23 protein-coding genes are annotated in these 20,077 nt (G+C 66.5%); 11 read left to right on the forward strand and 12 right to left on the reverse strand.

The genetic code is table 11. The features are described 5' to 3' along the window. Nucleotides 1-6: 6 nt before the first annotated feature. Nucleotides 7-1,179 carry an efflux RND transporter periplasmic adaptor subunit gene (locus tag NNY25_RS11225; protein WP_265571691.1) on the reverse strand — a complete coding sequence of 391 codons (1,173 nt, stop codon included), beginning with the start codon at nt 1,177-1,179 and terminating at the stop codon, nt 7-9. A gap of 233 nt (nt 1,180-1,412) precedes the next feature. Between NNY25_RS11225 and NNY25_RS11230 the strand changes: the two genes are divergently transcribed. Further along, nucleotides 1,413-1,673, forward strand: coding sequence for a GlsB/YeaQ/YmgE family stress response membrane protein (locus tag NNY25_RS11230; protein WP_265571693.1), 261 nt, complete (start codon nt 1,413-1,415; stop codon nt 1,671-1,673). Nucleotides 1,674-1,737: 64 nt separating this feature from the next. After that, complete coding sequence (locus NNY25_RS11235) at nt 1,738-2,490, forward strand: SIMPL domain-containing protein (RefSeq protein ID WP_265571695.1); 753 nt, start codon at nt 1,738-1,740, stop codon at nt 2,488-2,490. Between the two features lie 73 nt (nt 2,491-2,563). On the opposite strand, the gene NNY25_RS11240 is transcribed toward NNY25_RS11235, so the two are convergent. The 3 genes from NNY25_RS11240 to NNY25_RS11250 form a co-directional block, all read right to left on the reverse strand. Further along, nucleotides 2,564-2,821, reverse strand: coding sequence for a GlsB/YeaQ/YmgE family stress response membrane protein (locus NNY25_RS11240; protein WP_265571697.1), 258 nt, complete (start codon nt 2,819-2,821; stop codon nt 2,564-2,566). Nucleotides 2,822-3,029: 208 nt separating this feature from the next. Beyond that, nucleotides 3,030-3,329: a CtrA inhibitor SciP gene (gene sciP, locus NNY25_RS11245; RefSeq protein WP_265571700.1), complete on the reverse strand. Its 300-nt coding sequence runs from the start codon at nt 3,327-3,329 to the stop codon at nt 3,030-3,032. Nucleotides 3,330-3,420: 91 nt separating this feature from the next. Beyond that, the gene (locus NNY25_RS11250) at nt 3,421-3,630 is read right to left on the reverse strand and encodes a hypothetical protein (RefSeq protein WP_265571701.1); all 210 of its coding nucleotides are present in this window, start codon (nt 3,628-3,630) and stop codon (nt 3,421-3,423) included. Between the two features lie 75 nt (nt 3,631-3,705). On the opposite strand from NNY25_RS11250, the gene mnmA reads away from it, so the two are divergent. Further along, a complete protein-coding gene (gene mnmA, locus NNY25_RS11255) occupies nt 3,706-4,806 on the forward strand; it encodes a tRNA 2-thiouridine(34) synthase MnmA (RefSeq protein ID WP_265571703.1) in 1,101 nt (366 codons plus the stop codon). Here mnmA and NNY25_RS11260 read toward each other — a convergent pair. From NNY25_RS11260 to pdxH, 4 genes are read right to left on the reverse strand one after another with little or no spacing between them, the layout of a single operon-like run. Further along, nucleotides 4,803-5,090 carry a hypothetical protein gene (locus NNY25_RS11260; RefSeq protein ID WP_265571705.1) on the reverse strand — a complete coding sequence of 96 codons (288 nt, stop codon included), beginning with the start codon at nt 5,088-5,090 and terminating at the stop codon, nt 4,803-4,805. The genes mnmA and NNY25_RS11260 overlap by 4 nt on opposite strands. Before the next feature lie 4 nt (nt 5,091-5,094). Beyond that, nucleotides 5,095-5,886, reverse strand: a complete 792-nt coding sequence (locus NNY25_RS11265; RefSeq protein WP_265571707.1) for a PhzF family phenazine biosynthesis protein — start codon at nt 5,884-5,886, stop codon at nt 5,095-5,097. Further along, the gene (locus NNY25_RS11270) at nt 5,883-6,824 is read right to left on the reverse strand and encodes a cation diffusion facilitator family transporter (protein WP_265571709.1); all 942 of its coding nucleotides are present in this window, start codon (nt 6,822-6,824) and stop codon (nt 5,883-5,885) included. Before NNY25_RS11270 ends, NNY25_RS11265 begins: the two co-directional genes overlap by 4 nt. Beyond that, entirely contained in the window at nt 6,821-7,396 is a 576-nt protein-coding gene (pdxH, locus tag NNY25_RS11275) for a pyridoxamine 5'-phosphate oxidase (RefSeq protein ID WP_265571711.1), read from the reverse strand. Before pdxH ends, NNY25_RS11270 begins: the two co-directional genes overlap by 4 nt. Nucleotides 7,397-7,502: 106 nt before the next feature. On the opposite strand from pdxH, the gene NNY25_RS11280 reads away from it, so the two are divergent. The 7 genes from NNY25_RS11280 to NNY25_RS11310 all read left to right on the forward strand — a co-directional run bounded on the left by NNY25_RS11280 (nt 7,503) and on the right by NNY25_RS11310 (nt 14,763). Beyond that, a complete protein-coding gene (locus tag NNY25_RS11280; protein WP_265571714.1) occupies nt 7,503-8,453 on the forward strand; it encodes a DnaJ C-terminal domain-containing protein in 951 nt (316 codons plus the stop codon). A gap of 12 nt (nt 8,454-8,465) precedes the next feature. After that, entirely contained in the window at nt 8,466-9,500 is a 1,035-nt protein-coding gene (locus tag NNY25_RS11285) for a YihY/virulence factor BrkB family protein (protein ID WP_265571715.1), read from the forward strand. A 12-nt stretch (nt 9,501-9,512) separates the two neighbouring features. Beyond that, nucleotides 9,513-10,316 carry an enoyl-ACP reductase FabI gene (gene fabI, locus NNY25_RS11290; RefSeq protein ID WP_265571717.1) on the forward strand — a complete coding sequence of 268 codons (804 nt, stop codon included), beginning with the start codon at nt 9,513-9,515 and terminating at the stop codon, nt 10,314-10,316. A 147-nt stretch (nt 10,317-10,463) separates the two neighbouring features. Continuing rightward, entirely contained in the window at nt 10,464-11,582 is a 1,119-nt protein-coding gene (locus tag NNY25_RS11295; protein WP_265571719.1) for a helix-turn-helix transcriptional regulator, read from the forward strand. Between the two features lie 125 nt (nt 11,583-11,707). Beyond that, nucleotides 11,708-12,367 carry a CPBP family intramembrane glutamic endopeptidase gene (locus tag NNY25_RS11300; RefSeq protein ID WP_265571721.1) on the forward strand — a complete coding sequence of 220 codons (660 nt, stop codon included), beginning with the start codon at nt 11,708-11,710 and terminating at the stop codon, nt 12,365-12,367. Nucleotides 12,368-12,449: 82 nt separating this feature from the next. Continuing rightward, nucleotides 12,450-12,875: a GFA family protein gene (locus NNY25_RS11305; protein ID WP_265571723.1), complete on the forward strand. Its 426-nt coding sequence runs from the start codon at nt 12,450-12,452 to the stop codon at nt 12,873-12,875. Nucleotides 12,876-13,122: 247 nt separating this feature from the next. Further along, the gene (locus NNY25_RS11310; RefSeq protein WP_265571724.1) at nt 13,123-14,763 is read left to right on the forward strand and encodes a DUF885 domain-containing protein; all 1,641 of its coding nucleotides are present in this window, start codon (nt 13,123-13,125) and stop codon (nt 14,761-14,763) included. 10 nt (nt 14,764-14,773) lie between these two features. Here NNY25_RS11310 and NNY25_RS11315 read toward each other — a convergent pair whose 3' ends face one another. Beyond that, the gene (locus NNY25_RS11315) at nt 14,774-15,514 is read right to left on the reverse strand and encodes a class I SAM-dependent methyltransferase (RefSeq protein ID WP_265571725.1); all 741 of its coding nucleotides are present in this window, start codon (nt 15,512-15,514) and stop codon (nt 14,774-14,776) included. A gap of 1 nt (nt 15,515) precedes the next feature. Next, on the reverse strand, nt 15,516-16,805 hold the full coding sequence (locus tag NNY25_RS11320; protein WP_265571727.1) for an adenylosuccinate synthase: 1,290 nt from the start codon (nt 16,803-16,805) through the stop codon (nt 15,516-15,518). 182 nt (nt 16,806-16,987) lie between these two features. Between NNY25_RS11320 and NNY25_RS11325 the strand changes: the two genes are divergently transcribed. Continuing rightward, nucleotides 16,988-17,317 carry a hypothetical protein gene (locus NNY25_RS11325; RefSeq protein ID WP_265571728.1) on the forward strand — a complete coding sequence of 110 codons (330 nt, stop codon included), beginning with the start codon at nt 16,988-16,990 and terminating at the stop codon, nt 17,315-17,317. 1 nt (nt 17,318) lies between these two features. On the opposite strand, the gene serA is transcribed toward NNY25_RS11325, so the two are convergent. Next, nucleotides 17,319-18,869 carry a phosphoglycerate dehydrogenase gene (gene serA / locus NNY25_RS11330; RefSeq protein WP_265571761.1) on the reverse strand — a complete coding sequence of 517 codons (1,551 nt, stop codon included), beginning with the start codon at nt 18,867-18,869 and terminating at the stop codon, nt 17,319-17,321. A 20-nt stretch (nt 18,870-18,889) separates the two neighbouring features. Next, the gene (locus NNY25_RS11335; RefSeq protein ID WP_265571729.1) at nt 18,890-20,008 is read right to left on the reverse strand and encodes a phosphoserine transaminase; all 1,119 of its coding nucleotides are present in this window, start codon (nt 20,006-20,008) and stop codon (nt 18,890-18,892) included. Nucleotides 20,009-20,077 lie beyond the last annotated feature (69 nt).

A 20,077-nucleotide genomic window follows, 5' to 3' on the forward strand; every position in this document is an offset into this window, starting at 1 on the left:
CTAAAATCAGCCTTCCTTGCGTGCCGCTTGCCGCTTGGGCGAAACCTTTTGCCCGGGGGTGAGGAACGGCCCGGCGGACCGCACGACGACCTCGTTGCCGGTCAGGCCCTCGACGATCGTGACCCCGCGGTCGTCGACCGAGCCGACCTTGACGTCGACCCGGACCACCTCGTTCTTGTCGTTGACCACGTAGACATAGTTGCCGCGTGCGTCGGCCATCACCGCCGCCTGCGGGAGGAGTGGGGCGCTGGTCGTGCCGCTTTCGATGCGCGCTTCGGCGAAGCCGCCGGGGCGGATCGCGCTGTCGTAGGGGATGGCGATGCGGACTTCGCCCTGGCGCGTCGTCGGATCGATGATCGGCGCGACCTGCCAGACGCGACCGACGAACTCGCGGTCCGTGCCCACCGGGTTGACCGTGGCGGGAAGCCCGACGCTGACCGCGGCCATGTCCTGTTGGGACAATTCGGCGCGCACTTCCATTTCGCCCCCGCGGGCCATGCGGAACAGTTGCGGCGTGCCTGCCGAGACGACCTGGCCGACCTCGACGCTGCGGTCGAGGACGAGGCCGCTGGTCGGCGCGCGCACGTCGAGCAGCCCGATGCGGGCGTTGGCGGCGCCGAGCTGGGCCTGGTTGAGACGAACGCGCGCGCGGGCGGCGTCGTAGGCCGCCTGCTTGCGATCGATATCCGCCTTCGAGACGAAGCCGCGTTCGACAAGCGCCTGCGCACGGTCGAGTTCGTTGCGGGCAAGCGCGGCGTCGGCCTCGGCAGCGGCCACGGACGCACGCAGCTGGGCGGCTTCCTGGCTTTGCACGGAGCGTTCGATCTGCGCGAGAAGCTGACCCTGCTTCACCCAGTCGCCTGCATCGACGAGCACGCGAGTGACCCTGCCGCCCTGGCCCGAGACGCCGACCGGCTGGTCGCGCCGCGCGGCGAGCGTGCCCGAGGCGGTAATGGTGCGCGCGATTTCGCTGACGCCCGGCACGATCACGGTGACCACCGTCGCGGGCGCTTCGGTGCGCTCCTCGTCGGCCGCGCCGCCGCGCATCATGAAAAAGGCCGCGGCGAGCACCGCGACGAGGATCGCCGCCCCGATAATGAGGACGCGCCGCCGCTTGCGCCGCTGAATCTCGTTTTGCGTTTCGATGTCCATCACCCCGAAGCCCGTCTCTCGGTTCATGTCGCTATATTCCGGTCTTTAATGGTCGTCGGGAGACACAAGTCCCCCGCACGACATGCTGTTCGCTGTGTTACCTTAATAAGGCAGTTCTCGCAACAGACACGCGCCACGCGCGCGCACATTGCCATGGCTTTTCGACCAACGACCCCGCTTGCCTCGGCAGGCGGGGATGTTGCAAGTGTGAAACGACCTGTCATGATGGCGGCTCAAGATTGCTCGGAAAGGACGTGTCGATGCTCGAACAATATTCCATTCTTGGATGGATCGTGATTGGCCTCCTGGCCGGCGCCATCGCCAAGCTGCTGATGCCGGGCAAGGATCCGGGTGGCTGCGTGGTCACGATCGTGCTCGGCATCGCCGGCGCGCTGCTCGCCGGCTTCCTCGGACACGCGGTCGGCTGGTACGATCAGGGCGAAGGCGCGGGCTTCCTCGCGGCCATCGTCGGCGCCTTCCTGCTGCTGCTCGGCTACCGGGTCGTTTCCAAGAAACGCTGACGCGCCGACGCGCGTTCAGGAACCAGCCATGCCGTCCGGGCAAGCCTCGGGCGAACGATCGGTCATGACCAAGGGAGACGTGCGTATGAAGATGAGGATGCTGCTGACGGCGGGGGCTGCCAGCCTTCTGGTTCCGCTCGGGACGGTGCCCGCTGCCGCGCAGGGCGTGCCTACGGTTAGCCCGAACGCGACGCGGCTCGATATCGCGGTGACGGGCGAAAGCAGCCGCGTGCCCGACCTTGCCATCATCGATGCCGGCGTCGAGACCCGTGCGCCCACCGCGCGCGGCGCGATCGAGGAGAATGCGCGGCGCATGACGCAGGTGCTCGCGGCACTCAAGAAGGCGGGCATCGCCGAGAAGGACGTGCAGACCAGTTCGATCAACCTCAGCCCGCAATACGACTACCGCCGCGACGAGGCGCCGGTACTGACCGGCTATTCGGCCTCGAACCGCGTGTCGGTGAAGTTTCGCGACATCGCCAAGGCGGGCGACATCCTCGACGCGCTGGTCGCGGTCGGCGCCAACCAGATCAACGGCCCCTCGCTAACCATCGACAGGCCGGAGGAGGCGATGGCAGAGGCGCGGCTCGACGCGATCGCCAAGGGACGTCAGCGCGCCGAGCTCTATGCGCGCGCGCTCGGAAAGCGCGTGGTGCGCCTGGCGATGGTAAGCGAAGGTGGCGGCGGGCCGATCATCCGGCCGACCGCAATGCGCTCGATGGCGATGGAAGACGTCGCGGCCGCTCCGCCGACCCCGATCATGCCGGGCGAACAGGAGGTCAGCGTCACGCTGTCGATGAGCTTCGACCTCGAGTAGCGTGGAGCGAAGAGAGAGAGAAAAAGGGCCGCGGGGACAAACCTCGCGGCCCTTTTCTTTGGGGTTACTTGTCCTAGCGGACGGAACCGCGACGGATCAGGTTCACCACACCCAGCAGGATGACTGCGCCAAGCAGCGACCAAAGGATGGTGGTGATGTCGAGCGGGTTGGAGCCGCTGCCGAAAAGCAGGCCGGCGATCACCGCGCCGATGATGCCGACGATGATGTTGAGCATGATGCCCTGCTGGGCATCGGTCTTCATGATGAGGCTTGCGAGCCAGCCAATGACACCGCCAACGACCAGCCAGACGAGAATCGTCGTAATACTCATGCTGTTCCCTCCTGTTACCACCCGGTCTCGTACGCTTTCGCCGGGTTTCCGCACCATCAAACCCCCGGTGCGCGGTCAATGTTCCGGAAACGAAAGGAATTGTCCAGAAAATGCGGTAAACGGAAGTTTGGCGCCGGACGCAAAAAGGCCCCGCCCTTTGGGAAGGGGCGGGGCCGATATTGAGGGGCGAGCCCTAGAGGGGGATCACTCAGTAACGCTGCTGGCGTTCATACTGGTCGCGATAATGCTTCAGTCGCGTCACGCGAAGACCGGGCATGCCCGACCGGTCTACGGCACGCTGCCAGCTGGTGAACTCCTCAAGGCTCAGGGAGTAGCGTTCGCACGCCTCATCGACGGTCAGGAGGCCCCCGGCGACCGCGGCGACCACTTCCGCCTTGCGGCGCACGACCCAGCGGGTCGTCGAAGCAGGCGGCAGCGAATCGAGGGTCAATGGTTCGCCAAGCGGACCAACAACCTGAGCGGGCCGGATTTTCTGATTCTCGAGCATTCTCTTGCCTCAGTTCCTCATCACTATCGACGCACCCCGTTTAACGCCGACCCGTTGAACAAATTCTCACGCGCACTGGTTAACGGCATCCTTATTTTTCCTTTGGCGTCGTTAACCGCGAACCGCCGAACGTGCCCTTGAGGGCGTCGCCGCGATCCTCGCCGGAGAGAAAGCGCGCCACCGCGGCCCCATGGGAATCGGGTGCCACGGTCCGGTCGTTGCGGGCGAGGCCCTCGATCCACTCGACAAGGTCGATCGGTGCGGGTCCTGCAGCCTTCAATTCCTTTTCGTAGCGAGCCAAAAGCGGCGTCCTTCCCTCCTGTTCGACACCCCCTCTATGCGAACAGGGTGAATTTCGAGTAAAGACGCGCCCGAAATGTCCGCAAAATTCGATCTTCCGGTAGCGCCCGAGGAGGCGCGCATCGTCGTCGCCATGTCCGGCGGCGTCGATTCGTCCGTGGTCGCCGTGCTTGCCGCGCAGACCGGCGCCGAGGTGATCGGCGTCACCATGCAGCTTTACGATCATGGCGAAGCGGTGCAGCGGTCGGGCTCGTGCTGCGCGGGGCAGGACATCTACGACGCCAAGACCGTGTGCGACCGGCTCGGCATCGCGCACTACGTCCTCGATTACGAAACGCGATTTCGCGATGGGGTGATCGAACAATTCGCCGACGAATATGCGCGTGGGCGCACGCCGATCCCGTGCACCCAGTGCAACCAGGGCGTGAAGTTCGTCGACCTGATCGGCTTCGCGCGCGACTTGGGCGCGACCTGCCTTGCCACCGGCCACTACGTGCGCCGCGTCGAGCGCGAGGGCCGCGTCGAACTGTGGAAAGGCCGCGATCCGCGCCGCGACCAGAGCTATTTCCTCTACGGGACGACCGCCGAGCAACTCGACTTCCTGCGTTTCCCGCTCGGCGACCTGCCCAAGCCGGAAGTGCGGCGGCTGGCCGAGGAAGCTGGGCTCGAGGTCGCGGCCAAGCCCGATAGCCAGGATATCTGCTTCGTCCCCGACGGCGACTATGCCTCGCTGGTCAAGCGGCTGCGCCCCGAAACCGCCGCACCGGGCGACATCGTCCATGTCGATGGCAGCGTGCTCGGCCGGCACCAGGGGGTCGTCCACTACACGATCGGCCAGCGGCGCGGGCTCGAAGTCGGCGGGCAGGCCGAACCGCTCTACGTCGTCGGTATCGAGCCGGGTGAGCGGATCGTCCGCGTCGGCCCGCGGCGCGCGCTCGCGGTGGCCGCGGCGAGCGTCGAGGACGTCAACTGGCTGGCCGAGGACCAGCGTGAGGTCGAAGCCAAGGTGCGCAGTCTTGCGCAGCCGGTCGCGGCACAGTGGGACGGACGTCGCGTGACCTTCGGTGCGCCCGAATATGGTGTCGCGCCGGGCCAGTCGGCGGTGTTCTACGACGGCGAGCGGCTGCTCGGCGGCGGGACGATCGTGGCCACGCAGGCCGCGGAGATGGCGGCCTAGTCGCCCGGATACATGTCGACGGTTACCGCGCGCTCGGTATCGACCGCCATCTGGTGGAATGCCTCGGCATCCGGATTGCCGTTCATCGATGCGACCATCGCCTTGCGCGCAGTTGCCTCTTCGGCCTTGCAGCGCGTGTCGAGATAGCGCGCGAACGCCTCGCGGCTGCTGGCTACCTGCGTGGCGCGTTCGAGTTCGCCCCGGATGCACTCGGAGAAGCGGTCGTAGGCGGCGGTGGGGTCCTGCGCGGCAAGCGACAGGACGAGCAGGGTCAGGCTGGTCATGACGTCAGGGTAGTAGGAAGCTTCCTTCGATGACGTTAATGCAGCGACCTGCCAGGCGGACACGGTCGCCCGCGCACTCGACGTCGAGATGACCACCACGCGCGGATGCCTGGAGCGCGGTGAAGCGGTCGCGGCCGAGATGGTCGGCCCAGAAGGGGCCGAGCGCGGCATGGGCAGAGCCGGTGACCGGGTCCTCGTCGATCCCGAACCCGCCCGCGAAGACGCGGCTGGCAATGTCGGTCGCCTCGCCCGGCGCCGTCACGATCACGAGATAGGGAAATTTGCGCAGCGCCGCGAAATCGGGATCAATCGCCTCGACCTCGCGCTGGCTGTCGAGCAGCAGGATCGCCGCACCGTCAAACCGTTCGGTGAAATGCAAGGGCCGCGGCGCGATGCCGAGCGCGCGGCACAGGCCCGCACGTTCGACCTCGGCGACGGGATTGGCAGGCAGGTCGAGGACGAGACGCTCGACGTCGCGTTCGACCGAAAGAATGCCGCTATGGGTCCTGAACCGCACCTTTGTCGCACTGCCGATGACCACGTGCCCCGACGCGATGGTCGCGTGGCCGCACATGTTCACTTCGCTCGTCGGCGTGAACCAGCGCAGGTCCCAGTCGGCCTCCTTGCCGTCGGCTTTCTTGAGGAATGCGGTTTCCGAGAGATTGTTTTCGACCGCGATGGCCTGGAGCGTCGCATCGTCGAGCCAGTCGTCGAGGATCATGACCGCGGCCGGATTGCCGGTCAGCGGCTGGCCGTCGACCACGAAGGCGTCGACCTGCGTGAAGGGGATCTTCATTCGGGCGTCAGGTCCTGGCCGGGTTCCTCCAGTCCCTTCGGGTCGGGATGGATAAGAACGTCGACGAGCGGGAATTCCTCGTGGATGCGGGCCTCGATCTCGTCCATCACGTCGTGCGCCTCGGCGACCGTCATCTTCGGGTCGAGCCAGATGTGGAACTGCGCGAAATCGTGCCCGCCCGACGTGCGCGTGCGCAATTCGTGCAGGCCGTGCAGTTCGGGATGCGCCTTGACCATGGCGAGGAAGCGGTCGCGCTTCTCGTCGTCCCACTCGCGGTCCATCAGCTGGTCGATCGCATGGGTCGCGCCGCGCCACGCGCCGAGGAACAGCCAGATGGCGATCGCGAACCCGAACACGGGATCGATCCAGTGGATCCCGAACAGCTGGTCGATGACGAGCGCCACGATTACCGACAGGTTGAGCAGCAGGTCCGACTGGTAGTGGACGTGATCGGTCTGGATCGCGACCGAGTTGGTCCTCGCGATCACGAAGCGCTGGTAGGCGAGCAATCCGAACGTGACCGCGATCGCGACGATCGACACGCCGACGCCCAGTTCGAGGTCGTGGGTCGGCTCGTTCGCGCCGAACCGCCCGAACGCGCGCCACGCGATGCCGAGCGCGGAAAAGCTGATCAGCACGACCTGGAAGAGGGCGGCGAGCGCTTCCGCCTTGCCGTGACCGAAGCGGTGCTCCTCGTCCGCAGGCGTCGCCGCGATGCGAACGCCGAAAAAGGTGACGAGGCTGGCGAGCAGGTCGAGCGCGGTATCGGCGAGGCTGCCGAGCATGGCGACCGAATCGGTGCTCCAGCTCGCCCACACCTTGAGCCCGACGAGGAACAGCGCGACCGAGATGCTCGCGAGCGCGGCGCGGCGGGTCAGCGTGGCACGATCACCGGCAGAGCCGTGGTCATGGCCGTGATGGGCGTGAAAGCCGCTCACGGGTAGAGCAGCCCGTCCTGCCAGTTGCCGTCCGCGTCGCGGACGAAGACCCGGCGATGGTGGAGGCGCGCGTCGCGATCCTCCCAGAATTCCATGTGGGTCGGCACCACGCGGTAGCCGCGCCAGTGATGCGGCCGCGGAACCGGCTTTCCTTCGAATTGCGCATGCGCGGCGCGCACGCGCGCGAGGAAATGGTCGCGATGCTCGAGGTGCTGGCTCTGGAGCGAGGCGTGGGCGCCGACCTGGCTGTCGCGCGAGCGCGAGGCGAAATAGTCGTCGGCCTCGGCCTCGGGAACCTCCTCGACGGGACCCTCGATGCGGACCTGCTTGCGGATCGATTTCCAGTGGAACAGCAGCGCGGCATTGCCGTTGTCGGCGAGCTCGTTGCCCTTCCGGCTGAGGCTGTTGGTGTAGAAGGTGAAGCCGTGCGGTCCGTGGCCCTTGAGCAGGACCATGCGGACGGAGGGGCGCCCGTCGCGGGTCGCAGTGGCCAGCGCCATCGCCTCGGGGTCGTTGGCCTCGCTCTCGTGCGCGGCGACGAACCACCGGTCGAACAGGTCGAAGGGATCCATGGCCCATGGGGTAAAGGGTGAAGACGGGCCGGGGCAAGGGGGATTGTTGCGCGCAAGGATCGAACCCCTCTGGTCATCGGGCGTTGGACAGGGCTAGAGGAGTCTTATGGACCTATATCAGCAGCTGGGACTGAAGCGCGGGGCGAGCGAGGCCGAGATCAAGAAGGCCTACCGCTCGCTTGCCAAGCAGCTTCATCCCGACCGGAACAAGGACAATCCCAAGGCCGCCGAACGCTTCGGCGCGGTCACGCAGGCCTACGACATCCTCTCAGACAAGGACAAACGCGCCCAGTACGACCGCGGCGAGATCGACGAGGAGGGCAATCCGCGCATGCCGTTCGGCGCGGGGGCCGGCGGGTTCGGCGGCTTCGGGCGCGGCGGCACCGGGCAATCCGGCGGGGCGGCGGGGTTCGACCCGTCGGGAATGGAAGATCTCTCGGACCTGTTCGAAGGCCTGTTCGGCGGCACGCGCGGCGCAGGCGGGACGCGCACGGGCGGCTTTTCCGGATTCGGGCAGCGCCGCAGCGCACCGCCCCAGAAAGGCGCCGACGTCGCCTATCGCCTGACCGTTCCGTTCGAGGATGCCGCGACGCTGGAGCCGCAGCGCGTGCAGCTGGCGGGCGGCAAGACGATCGACCTCAAACTTCCTCAAGGCGTCGAGGACGGCACCAAGATTCGGCTTGCCGGTCAGGGCCAGGACGGACCCGGCGGCAAAGGCGATGCGATCGTCACCATCGTGCTCAAGGCCCATAAGTTCTTCCGCCGCGACGGGGCCGACATCCGCCTCGACGTGCCGGTCACGCTCAAGGAAGCGGTGCTCGGCGCCAAGGTGAAGGTGCCCACCGTCGACGGTGCCGTGATGGTGACCGTCCCTAGGAACACGTCGGGCGGCACCGTCCTTCGTCTCAAGGGCAAGGGCTTTTCCAAGAAGGGCGGGGGACGCGGCGACCAGCTAGTCACGCTCGAGATCGTGGTGCCCAAGGGCGACGAGAAGCTCGAGGCGTTCGTCGCCGACTGGGAGGCGCCGGGCGACGTCCGCGCCGATCTGGGGGTCTAGGGACGTTCGTACGTGACCGGTCGTTCCCCCGAAAGCCCCGAGGCCCGGCGCAAGAGGCTCGCGGCGCTCCACGCGCGCTTCGGCAGCGACGCGCTGCGCAAGTTCAACCGGCACACGATCAAGGAAATCCTCAAGCGGGTCGCGATCGGCGTCTATAATGACGGGTTCCTGCACGCCGGGAACCTCGCCTACATCTCGCTGCTCGCGCTGTTCCCCTTCATCATCCTCGCAACTGCGGTCGCCAGCCTGGTGGGTCGCGGCGGCGACGGCGATGCCGCAGTCCTCGCGATCCTCTCGCGTCTGCCGCCCAACGTCGCGGACGTGCTCGCCGAGCCCTTGTTCGACGTCGTCGCGGCGCGCTCGGGCCTGCTGCTCTGGTTCGGCGCGCTGGTCGGGATGTGGACCGCGGCGAGCTTCATCGAGACGATCCGCGACATTCTGAGGCGCGCCTACGGCGTGCGCTATACCGCGCCGTTCTGGGAATATCGCCTCGCCTCGATCGGCATGATCATCGGCGCGGTCATCCTCTTGATGGCCGCCTTCACCGCGACGGTCATGCTCTCGAGCCTCCAGCACTACGTCAACGAGGCGCTGCCCATTTCCGAGGACATCGTCAGCGACCTCGGCCTCTACCGAGTGCTTCCCGCTGTGACCCTGTTCTTCACCATCTACGCGATCATCTTCGCGCTGACGCCGATGCGTTATCGCAAGCGCGGCTGCCGCAAGTGGCCGGGGGCGCTTCTGATCACCCTGTGGTGGCTGGTGACGGTCGAACTACTGCCCGACGCGATCGGACTGTTCGGCGGCTATGCCAAGACCTATGGCAGCCTTGCGGGCGTGATGGTGACGCTCATCTTCTTCTACATCGTGGGATTCGGGGTCGTGATCGGCGCCGAATTGAACGCGGCGCTGGCGGATGCAGGCGATACCGCGCTAAGGGGCGAGCATTACGAAGGACCTTACTCGGAAGAGCTCGAGTTCGAGGATTACGAGTTCGACGAGCAGGTTCATGGCCGCCAGGCGGCGACAGAAGGACAACAGGACTAAGAGGGGCGACCCATGACGGGATTGATGAAGGGCAAGCGCGGGCTGATCATGGGGCTCGCCAACGACAAGTCGCTGGCGTGGGGCATCGCCAAGCAGCTCGCGGACCAGGGCGCCGAGCTCGCCTTCAGCTACATGGGCGAAGCGCTCGAGAAGCGCGTGCGCCCGCTCGCGGACCAGCTCGGCAGCGACTTCCTGATCGAATGCGACGTGTCGGACATGGCCAATCTCGACGCCGCTTTCGACACGCTCAAGCAGCGCTGGGACCGGCTCGACTTCGTCGTCCACGCGATCGGCTTTTCCGACAAGAACGAGCTGCGCGGCGGCTATGTCGACACCAGCCTCGACAATTTCCTGATGACCATGAACATTTCGGCCTACAGCCTCGTCGCGGTGGCCAAGCGCGCGCAGGACATGATGACCGATGGCGGTTCGATCATCACCCTGTCCTATTACGGCGCCGAGAAGGTCATTCCGCACTACAACGTGATGGGCGTCGCCAAGGCCGCGCTCGAAACGAGCGTCCAGTATCTCGCCAGCGACCTCGGCCCGAAGAATATCCGTGTGAACGCGATCTCGGCAGGCCCGATCAAGACGCTCGCCGCCTCGGGCATTGGCGACTTCCGCTACATCATGAAGTGGAACGAGCATAACAGCCCGCTGCGCCGCAACGTGACGATCGAGGATGTCGGCGGGGCCGGCCTGTTCCTGTGCAGCGACCTTTCCGCCGGGATTACCGGCGAGGTCGTCCACGTCGATGCGGGCTACCACGTCATCGGCATGAAGAACCCGGACGCGCCCGACCTGACGGTCGAATAGAACGCACGACAGTTTCGCAGACCGGACACCGCCCAGTCGACGGCGCTGTGGGCTCTGGTACGCAATCGAAGGAGGGATGCACTTTCGTTCTTGCCTTGCGAAATTAATCTGCGATGTCTCCCGTATTCCAACGGTAAGAATGCGTAGATGGCGTTAGACGGAAACCTCGACTGGATCTACGACGCCGCATTTGATGACGAAGCACTGGCGCGCATGGCAAATCGATTGCTTGCAGCGACCGACAGCCAGTTCCTGCTTGCTGGTTGGGTGGATAGCCAGGGAGTCTATCAGCCTCTCGTCTCCGCCAATCATCGCGATGACGTGCTGATGAGCTACTTCGAGGATTTCGCCGACAAGGATCCCTGGTTTGCTGCCGAGATGCCCAAGGCGCCGCTCGAGCGAACGACCCGCTTGAGTGACGAGGTTCCCAACGCGCTATTCGCGCGCAGCGAGCTCTACAACGAATTCCTTCGCCCTAGCGGTCTCGATGTCATGCATGCCGCATCGGTCGGGGCAGCGAATGCTGACGGGATGGGGGCGATGATCTTCCAGCGGTGTCGCGGTCGAGGCGATCGCGATTTTAGCGACGAAGACATGGCGACCATCGCCGGCATGTCGGGAGCGGTGCGCCATGTCCTCAAGGTTCGCGCTCGACTTCGCCGCAGCGAACAGAACGAGGGTGCGTTCTCGCTCGTGTCCTCCCGCGCACGGATCGGCGCCATTCTGCTGGGTGAAAAGGGACGAATCATCCAAGCCAATGCCTTGGCGGAGAACCTTCTCGCTTCGGGAGACATAGTATCTGCTCTGCGTGGCAGGATTGTCGGGGCAGACGCGCTCGGCAGTTGGATGGCAGAGGCAATCAGGCGCGCGACCGACGCGACCGCACCGAGCGCATCTGCAACCATCAGTGACGTGTCCCGGATGGGGGCGGCTTCATTGACGATCATTCCCGTTCGGGGGGTTTCCGAACGGCGAGCCATGCTGATGATTTCGCTGCGTGCCGAATTGATGCCTGGACATGATGTGGCGATGATGCAGGCGTTCGGCCTAACCGCTGGCGAGGCAGCCGTCGTTCGCCTTATCGCAAACGGGGCCTCGGCAGCTGAGGTCGCGGTGAGGCGTGGACGTTCTCTTCAGACGGTGCGCGTCCAAATCCGTAATGCCATGTTCAAGATGCATTGCGCTCGGCAAACAGAGCTTATCGAGTTGGCGCGAAGCCTTGTCCTGTTCGTTGACAGCACCGGAAGCGCGCCGTTCGAGCTTTGATTGACCCTGACCAGCGACTGAAAAGCCGATTCTAGCGCTATTCGGTTGTCAACAACTCAACTGTATTGTACCAACAATACAGTTGAAGGTCGGCCCACGCGTCCTTCGTTTCAACGGAGGGCGTCGTGGCGCGTTTGAAACTGTTGAGCGATCCTGTCGGGAATCTGTCGCTGCGCAGGCAGGCGCTGCTGTGGCTGATCCCGTTGCTTTCGCTCGCCTACGAGACCGACCTGACCGCACTTTTGTGGCTGGGCTCGACCACGGCGATCCTCTTGACCAGCGCGTCGGCGCGCCAGTCGGTTTTCGCGATGATCTATCGCAACTGGTGGACGACGCTGGCGGTCGGCGTGGGGATCGGGCTTCTGTTCGGGGCCCTCATCAATCCCGCCATCGACGGGTTGGCCGAGACGATCACGGGCAGCGAAATCGACCTGTCGCAATTCGCCGATGTCGAGGGCGACAGCGGGGCCTTTATCGAGCTGCTCATCGTGGCGATCCTGTTCGGTGGAGTCGTCGAGGAGGCTTGTTTCCGCGGCTTCTTCATCGGCTGGGGTGTGACCTTGTTCGGGAAGCGCTGGGCGATCCCGATCCTGCTCGTCTCGTCGGCCGTGTTCGGGATGGGGCATCTCTACCAGAGCCCCGCGGGCGCTCTGTCGACGGGGCTGTTCGCGCTGATCGTCGGCGGGCTCTATCTGGCGCTGGGGCGCAAGCTCCTGCCTGTGATCCTGATCCATGCGGTCAGCAACGCCTGGGGCGTGACCGAGATCTATCTGGGCGCGGTCTAGGACGCTTGCGGGACGAAGCAGGATTGCGCAGGATCGCGGCGGAAACGGGTACGCGCCCGACCGCAAACAGGAGTACCGGATCATGCAGGTCACAGGGCGCTGCTTCTGCGAGGACATCGAGTACGAGGCGGAGATCGATCCGGCCCTGGTCGGAGTCTGTCATTGCCGCGATTGTCAGGTGATGAGCGGGTCGGCCTTCCGCATGGTCGGCGCGATCGACCCGTCGACCCTGCGGTTCACGCGCGGCCAACCGACGACCTTCGACAAGACGGCGGATTCGGGCGGCATTCGCCGGATGCTCTTTTGCGGTCGCTGCGGCACGCACCTGTTTGCGCTTCCCGGCAACGACTCGGCGACCCCGTACGCCTCGCTTCGGGTGTCGACTTCGGACCAGTTCGACCGCTTGCCGCCGAAGTGGGAGGTGTATTGCTGTTCGAAGGTCTCGTGGCTGGAGCCGCTGGATGGCGCGGTCCAGTGCGACCGGATGCCGCCGTCTCTTGACGCCTAGCGGCGCTTCTTCCCGATCAGCGTGCCCTTCTCGCCGCCGGTCCACAGTTTGAAGTCGAGGCAGGGCCGCGCCTTCACACATCCCCAACTGGCGCATTGATGCGGCGCAATGGTTTGGTTAGCGTCCCCGCCACAACGAGGAAGGGACTTATATGCGCTCGATCCGACTGGCACTTGCCGCGAGCGCCTTGTGCCTGCCGGCGGCCGGCCTAGCCGTAACGGCGGAACCGACGCAGGCCGACGCCGCGATGGCCACGCTAGCCGACGACATCGTCGCCGAGTGGATAGCGACCGAGCCGTTCTTGCCGCTGTTCGTCGACGTGGGCGAGGGACAGCAAGACCGCTTGCGCGACTATTCGCCGGGCGAGATCGCCCGGCACGACGCCGCGATCGACGCCCTCCTCGACCGGCTCGCGACGATCGACCCTGCCGCGCTGACCAGCGTCGAGCGCCGCCGCGACCATGCGATCGCGAATGAGATGCTCGAGGTCGCGCAGGGTCTGCGCGTCTGCCGCACCGAACTGTGGCTCGTCTCCCAGATGGACGGCTGGGTGCCTTCTGCCCCGACCCTGGCCGACCGGCAGCCGGTCGCGACCGCCGAGGAGCGCGCCGCCGCGCTGCGCCGCTGGACGAGCTTCCCCGCCTTTATCGCCACCCAGATCGCCAACCTGCGCTACGGCCTCGCCACGGGCTATTCGGTCCCGCGCAGCGTCGCCGGGCGCGTGGCGACGATGGTCGAAGGGCTGATCGCCGAGGACCCCGCCGCGTCGCCTTTCGCCGCGATGGCCAGGAATGGCGGCGACGCGGACTTCACCCGCGCGGTTCACGCGATGGTGGCGGACGACATCAACCCCGCGCTGCGCACCTATCGCGACTTCCTGCGCGACGACTACATCCCCCGCGCCCGCGAGAGCCTGTCGCTGCTCGACCTGCCCAACGGACGCGCCTGCTACGACGCGATGCTGCGCGGCTACATCTCGATCGATCGCCCGGGCGAGGAGGTGGCGGCGATCGGCCGGGCCTTCGTCGCCGACAACGTCCGCTCGGTGCTCGAGCTGGGTCGCGAGGCCTACGGCACTACCGACCTCGCCTCGACCATCGCGCGCACCAAGGCCGACCCTGCCGACCGCTACCCGAGCCGCGAAGCCGCTGCGGAAGAGGCGCGCGACCTGATCGAACGCTCGCGCGCCGCCAGCGCGGTGCTCGTCGACCGCCTCCCCGAGCAGGGGCTCGAGGTGCGCGTGCTTACCGAAGCGATGGAGGCGGGCGGCGCCAACTCGAACTACGAGCCGAGCCCCGACACCGCCCGGCCCGCCGTCTACAATCTGGCGGTCGGACCGCTGGCGGAGGCGAGCCGCTCGCAGCACGCCATCACCACCCTCCACGAGGGCTATCCCGGCCATCACCTCCAGATCGGCTACACCGTCGCGCTCGAGCGGAGCGACCTGTCGAAGATCTACGACAATTCGGCCTACACCGAGGGCTGGGCGCGCTACGCCGAGCAGCTGGGCGAGGAAGTCGGACTGCTCGCCAGCCCGCAGGCGCGCATCCTGCGCCGCATCTGGCCGGGCCGCGGGATGGTCGTCGACCCCGGTATCCACCTCGAGCGCTGGTCGCGCCAGCAGGCGATCGACTATCTCAAGGAGAGCGGCCGGTTCGACGACGCCTCGATCGAGAGCATGGTCGACCGCATCGCGATCATCCCGGGGCAGCTGACCGCCTATGATACGGGCGGACAGGAGATCAAGGCGCTGCGCCGCGAGGCGGAGGAGGCGCTCGGCGACCGCTTCGACCTCGCCGCGTTCAACGCGCTGATCCTGCGCAACGGGATCGTGCCCTTGTCGCTGCTCCGCCGCGACGTCGAGGCGTGGATCGCCGCCAGCCGGTAAGGCGCCGGGGTCAGGCGCCCGCGCGCACCGTGCCGATCAACGTGCCCTTCTCGCCGCCGGTCCAGCGGCGGAAGTCGATCCCGGGCCACGCCGACTTCCAGCGCCGCGCGACCAACCGCTCGCCCGGACGATTGGCATCATCGAGCAGCACGGTCGCGCCGTGCGCGAGCAAGGGAAAGAGGCGATCGGCGCCTCCGCGCGTCATCGGGTGGAGGCTCCACGGCGGGCCGTCGATGATGACGAGCTCGATGCCGGGCTCGATTTCGGGCAGGTCGTAGAACAGGCCGGGCCAGTCTTCGGACGGCTTGAGCGCCGCGTGGCGGATGTCAGCTTCCAGTCCATGCGTGGCGAGCCACTCCTTTGTCTTTTCGACGAAATCGGCGTGCTGGTCGAAACTGAGGTGCGGCGGGCACCCCGCTTTCTTGAGCGCGGCGGCGATTACCAGCGAACTCGCCCCGCAGCCGAACTCGACGACGCGCTGCGGCTTCTCGCGCTCGATCGTGTCGCAGATCAGGTGGAGGAGGCCCGTATCCGCCTTCCAGCTGCCGAGATGGGGGAGGGCATCGGCGGGAAGGTCGAGCCGTTCGAGCAGACGCGCCTTTTCGCTCTTCGATCCGCCCCGCAGCGATTTGAGGAGAAAGGGCGCGGTGAATGGGGCGAACAGGGCGACCGTCAGCCGGTCCCGCCAAGTGACATGGGCATTGGCCTCATGGTCCTTGGCAAGGAACCCGGTCTGCTCGCGGCTGGTCATGTCAGCTGGCGAAAGGATCCGAGACGAGGATCGTGTCGTCGCGCTGCGGGCTGGTCGAGACCAGCGCGACCGGGCAGCGGATCAACTCCTCGATGCGCCGCACATACTTGATCGCCTGCGCGGGGAGTTCGGCCCAACTGCGCGCGCCCGCGGTACTGTCGGACCAGCCTTCCATCTCCTCGTAGACCGGCTCGACCGCGGCTTGGTCGGCAGCGTTGGGCGGGAGATAGTCGTAGACAGTGTCGCCGATCCGATAGCCTGTGCAGATCTTCACCGTGTCGAACCCGTCGAGCACGTCGATCTTGGTCAGCGCGATGCCGGTGATGCCACTGACCGCCGCCGACTGGCGCACGAGCACCGCATCGAACCAGCCGCAGCGACGCTGGCGCCCGGTGACGGTGCCGAATTCATGACCCCGCTCGCCAAGGCGCTGGCCGTCGGCATCTTCCAGTTCGGTCGGGAAGGGACCCGAGCCGACCCGCGTCGTATAGGCCTTGACGATGCCGAGCACGAAGCCCGCCGCCCCCGGGCCGGTGCCCGATCCGGCGCCGATCTGGCCCGCGACCGTGTTGGACGAGGTGACGAACGGATAGGTGCCGTGGTCGACGTCGAGCAGCACGCCCTGCGCGCCTTCGAACAGGACGCGGCGGCCCTTGCGGCGCGCCTCGTCGAGGTCGCGCCACACGGGGCGCGCGAAGGGCAGGACGAAGTCGGCGATCTCGGCAAGGTCGTTCTTGAGACGCTCGCGGTCGATCACCTCGTGGCCGAAACCGGCGCGCAGATGATCGTGGTGCGCGCACAGTCGGTCGAGCAGCGGGTCGAGGTCGCCGAGATGGGCAAGGTCGCACACGCGGATCGCGCGGCGGCCGACCTTGTCCTCGTAGGCCGGGCCGATGCCGCGCCGCGTGGTCCCGATCTTGCCCGCGCCCGAGGCGTCCTCGCGCAATGCGTCGAGGTCGCGGTGGATGGGAAGGATCAGTGGGCAGGTTTCGGCGATCCACAATTGCTCGGGGCTCACGGTGACGCCCTGGCCCTGCAATTTCTCGACCTCGGCCTTGAGTGCCCAGGGATCGAGCACCACGCCGTTGCCGATCACCGAGGGGGTGCCGCGCACGATGCCAGAGGGGAGCAGCGAGAGCTTGTAGACATTGTCGCCGATAACGAGCGTGTGGCCGGCATTGTGGCCGCCCTGGAAGCGCACGACCATATCGGCGCGGCTGGCGAGCCAGTCGACGATCTTGCCCTTGCCCTCGTCGCCCCACTGCGCGCCGATCACGGTGACGTTGCCCACGAACGATTCCTTGCTGTGCCTCTGTAGCCCCGCGTCCTATTGCGAGACGGCTCCAGCGTCCAGCGACAAGTCGGCCCATTGCAAGAGCGTTTCTTGATCTATATCAAGAAGCCAGCCCCGTTCGGTCGAGTCGCATCCCCCAAGTCGATCGTCCAACCCGCGGGGCTTCATGGAGAAACGACATGAAAAATCTTGTCTTGGGGGTGGCGCTTTGCGCGCTGATGTCGGCTGCCCCGGCCACTGCGGGCGACCCGACCTGCTACAATTTCGCCGGTGTGACCGGCTGGGCCAATCACGGCCAGCATATCGTCGGCGACTACGTGACCGGCGACGGTAGCGTGGGCTACGAGTGGCCGCCCGAAGGAGTCGGCCAGTCGGTCAGCGCCAATGGCGGCGCGGCGCTTCCGGGCGGACCCGGACCGGGCGCTCACTTCGGTGCTAGCGCCCCGCCCGGTGCGTCCTTTTGCGTCGAGAATGCCAAGTCGGGCGAAGCGCTCTACGGCGACGATTAAGTCAGAAGCGTAGGGGAACGACCTGCCGGACGCCGTCGATGGCGCAAAGCGTCTTGACGACGTCCGGTCCAGGTTCGCTGTCGATCGCAATCAGGGCGACCGCTTCGCCGCCGACCGTGCGTCGGCCCAGGTTGAAGGTCGCGATGTTGATGTCGTTCTCGCCCAGCACCGTGCCCAGCTTGCCGATGAAGCCCGGCGTATCCTGGTTGACGATATAGAGCATCGGCCCAGCCAGTTCGGCCTCGATCCCGACGTCGAAGATGTGGACGAGCCGCGGATTGTCGGCGCCGAACAAGGTGCCCGCCACGCGGCGCTTGCCTTCGGGCGTGGTCGCGGTGACGCGCACCAGCGTGTGATAGTCGCCCTCGTGGCTGTGGCGCACTTCGGAGACGTCAAGCCCGCGTTCGCGCGCGAGCACGGGCGCGTTGACCATGTTGACGCTGTCCGAATAGCTGCCCATCAGCCCCGCGAGCACCGCGCCGGTGATCGGCGCGATGGTGAGGTCGGCGGCATCGCCCTCGACCTCGACCGCGAGCGCCTTGACCCGCTCGCCCAGCACCTGACCGACCAGCTTTCCAAGGCGCTCCGCGAGCCCCATGTAGGGCTTGAGGCGCGGCGCTTCCTCTGCCGAGAGCGAGGGCATGTTGATCGCGTTGGTGACCGCGCCGGTCAGCAGATAGTCGGCCATCTGCTCGGCGACCTGGATCGCGACATTGACCTGCGCTTCCTGCGTCGAGGCGCCGAGGTGCGGGGTCGAGATGAACCCCGGCGTGCCGAATAGCGGGCTGTCGGTGGCGGGCTCGCTTTCGAACACGTCGAGCGCGGCGCCCGCGACCTGCCCGCTGTCGAGCGCGTCCTTGAGCGCCGCCTCGTCGATCAATCCGCCGCGCGCGCAGTTGATGATCCGCACGCCCTTCTTGGTCTTGGCGAGCGCCTCGCGCGAGAGGATGCCGCGCGTCTCGTCGGTCAGCGGCGTGTGAAGCGTGATGAAGTCGGCGCGGCCGAGCAGCGCGTCGAGGTCGACCTTCTCGACCCCCATCTCGACCGCGCGTTCGGGCGTCAGAAACGGGTCGTAGGCGACTACCTTCATCTTCAGGCCGAGCGCGCGGCTGGCGACGATCGAACCGATATTGCCCGCGCCGATTAGGCCGAGCGTCTTGCCGGTCAGCTCGACGCCCATGAACTTCGATTTCTCCCACTTGCCGGCCTGGGTCGAGGCATCGGCCTCGGGCAGCTGGCGGGCGAGCGCGAACATCAGCGCAATGGCGTGCTCTGCGGTCGTGATCGAGTTGCCGAACGGCGTGTTCATGACGACGACGCCGCGCGCTGAAGCGGCCGGGATATCGACATTGTCGACCCCGATGCCGGCGCGGCCGACGACCTTGAGCCGGCTGGCCGCGTCGAGCAGGTCACGCGTGACCTTGGTCGCCGAGCGGATGGCTAGCCCGTCATAGTCGCCGATGATCGCCTTCAGTTCGTCGGGCGAGAGGCCAGGGCGTTCGTCGACCTCGAGGCCGCGTTCGCGAAAGATCGCGGCAGCGCGCGGGTCCATCTTGTCCGAAATCAGGATCTTCACGCGTTCATCTCCTCGTAGGCCGCATCGAGCCACGGCCCCAGCTTCTCGATATCGTCGGTGTCGACCGTCGCGCCGCACCAGATGCGCAGGCCCGGCGGCGCGTCGCGGTAGCCGCCGATGTCGTAGGCGACGTCCTCGGCCTCGAGCCATTTGGTCATTTTCGAAATGGCGTCGCGGTCGGCGCCGTCGATGGTCAGGCAGACGCCCGTGCGCGAGCGGATGGCGGGATCCTCGCACAGGTGATGGAGCCACGAGCGGCCCTGCACCATCGCGTCGACCGCCGCGGCATTGGCCTTCGTGCGCGCGATCATCGCGTCGAGACCGCCGATCCCCTTCGCCCATTCAAGCGCCACGATCGCGTCCTCGACCGCCAGCATCGAAGGGGTGTTGATCGTCTCGCCGCGGAAGATGCCCTCGATGAGCTTGCCGTCCTTGGTCAGGCGGAACAGCTTGGGGAGGGGGCGGTCGGGGGTGAAGGTCTCGAGCCGCTCGACCGCACGGGGGCCGAGGATGAGGACGCCGTGCGCCGCCTCGCCGCCCAGCACCTTCTGCCACGAGAAAGTCGCGATATCGATCCGGTCCCACGGCAGGCGGTGGGCAAACACCGCGCTGGTCGCGTCGGCGAACGACAACCCCTCTCGATCCTCGGCGATCCAGTCGCCGTCGGGCACCCGCACGCCCGATGTCGTGCCGTTCCAGGTGAACAGCACGTCGTGCGACCAATCGACCTGCGAGAGGTCGGGGAGCGTGCCGTAATCGGCTTCCATTACGGTCGGCGAGAGCTTCAATTGCTTGACCGCGTCGGTCACCCAGCCCTTGCCGAAGCTTTCCCAGGCGAGCGCGGTGACCGGGCGCTCGCCCAGCATCGTCCACATCGCCATCTCGAATGCGCCGGTGTCGGAGCCCGGGACGATGCCGATGCGGTGCGTGTCGGGCAGCTCGAGCAGCTCGCGCATCAGCGCGATGCAATGCGCCAGCCGCGCCTTGCCGAGCGCGCCGCGATGCGAACGACCGAGACTGTCGGTAGCCAATTTGTCGAGGGACCAGCCCGGCGGCTTGGCGCAGGGTCCGGAAGAAAAATAGGGGCGCGCTGGGCGCACCGTGGGACGTGTCATTCTCTCAACTCTCCTCGCAGAGAGCACGCGCCGCGTTGGGACGGCGTGGCCCGATGACAGGAATAGGAG

This window comes from Sphingomicrobium nitratireducens (genome assembly GCF_026157035.1).
GTDB classification, from domain to species: Bacteria; Pseudomonadota; Alphaproteobacteria; order Sphingomonadales; family Sphingomonadaceae; genus Sphingomicrobium; species Sphingomicrobium nitratireducens.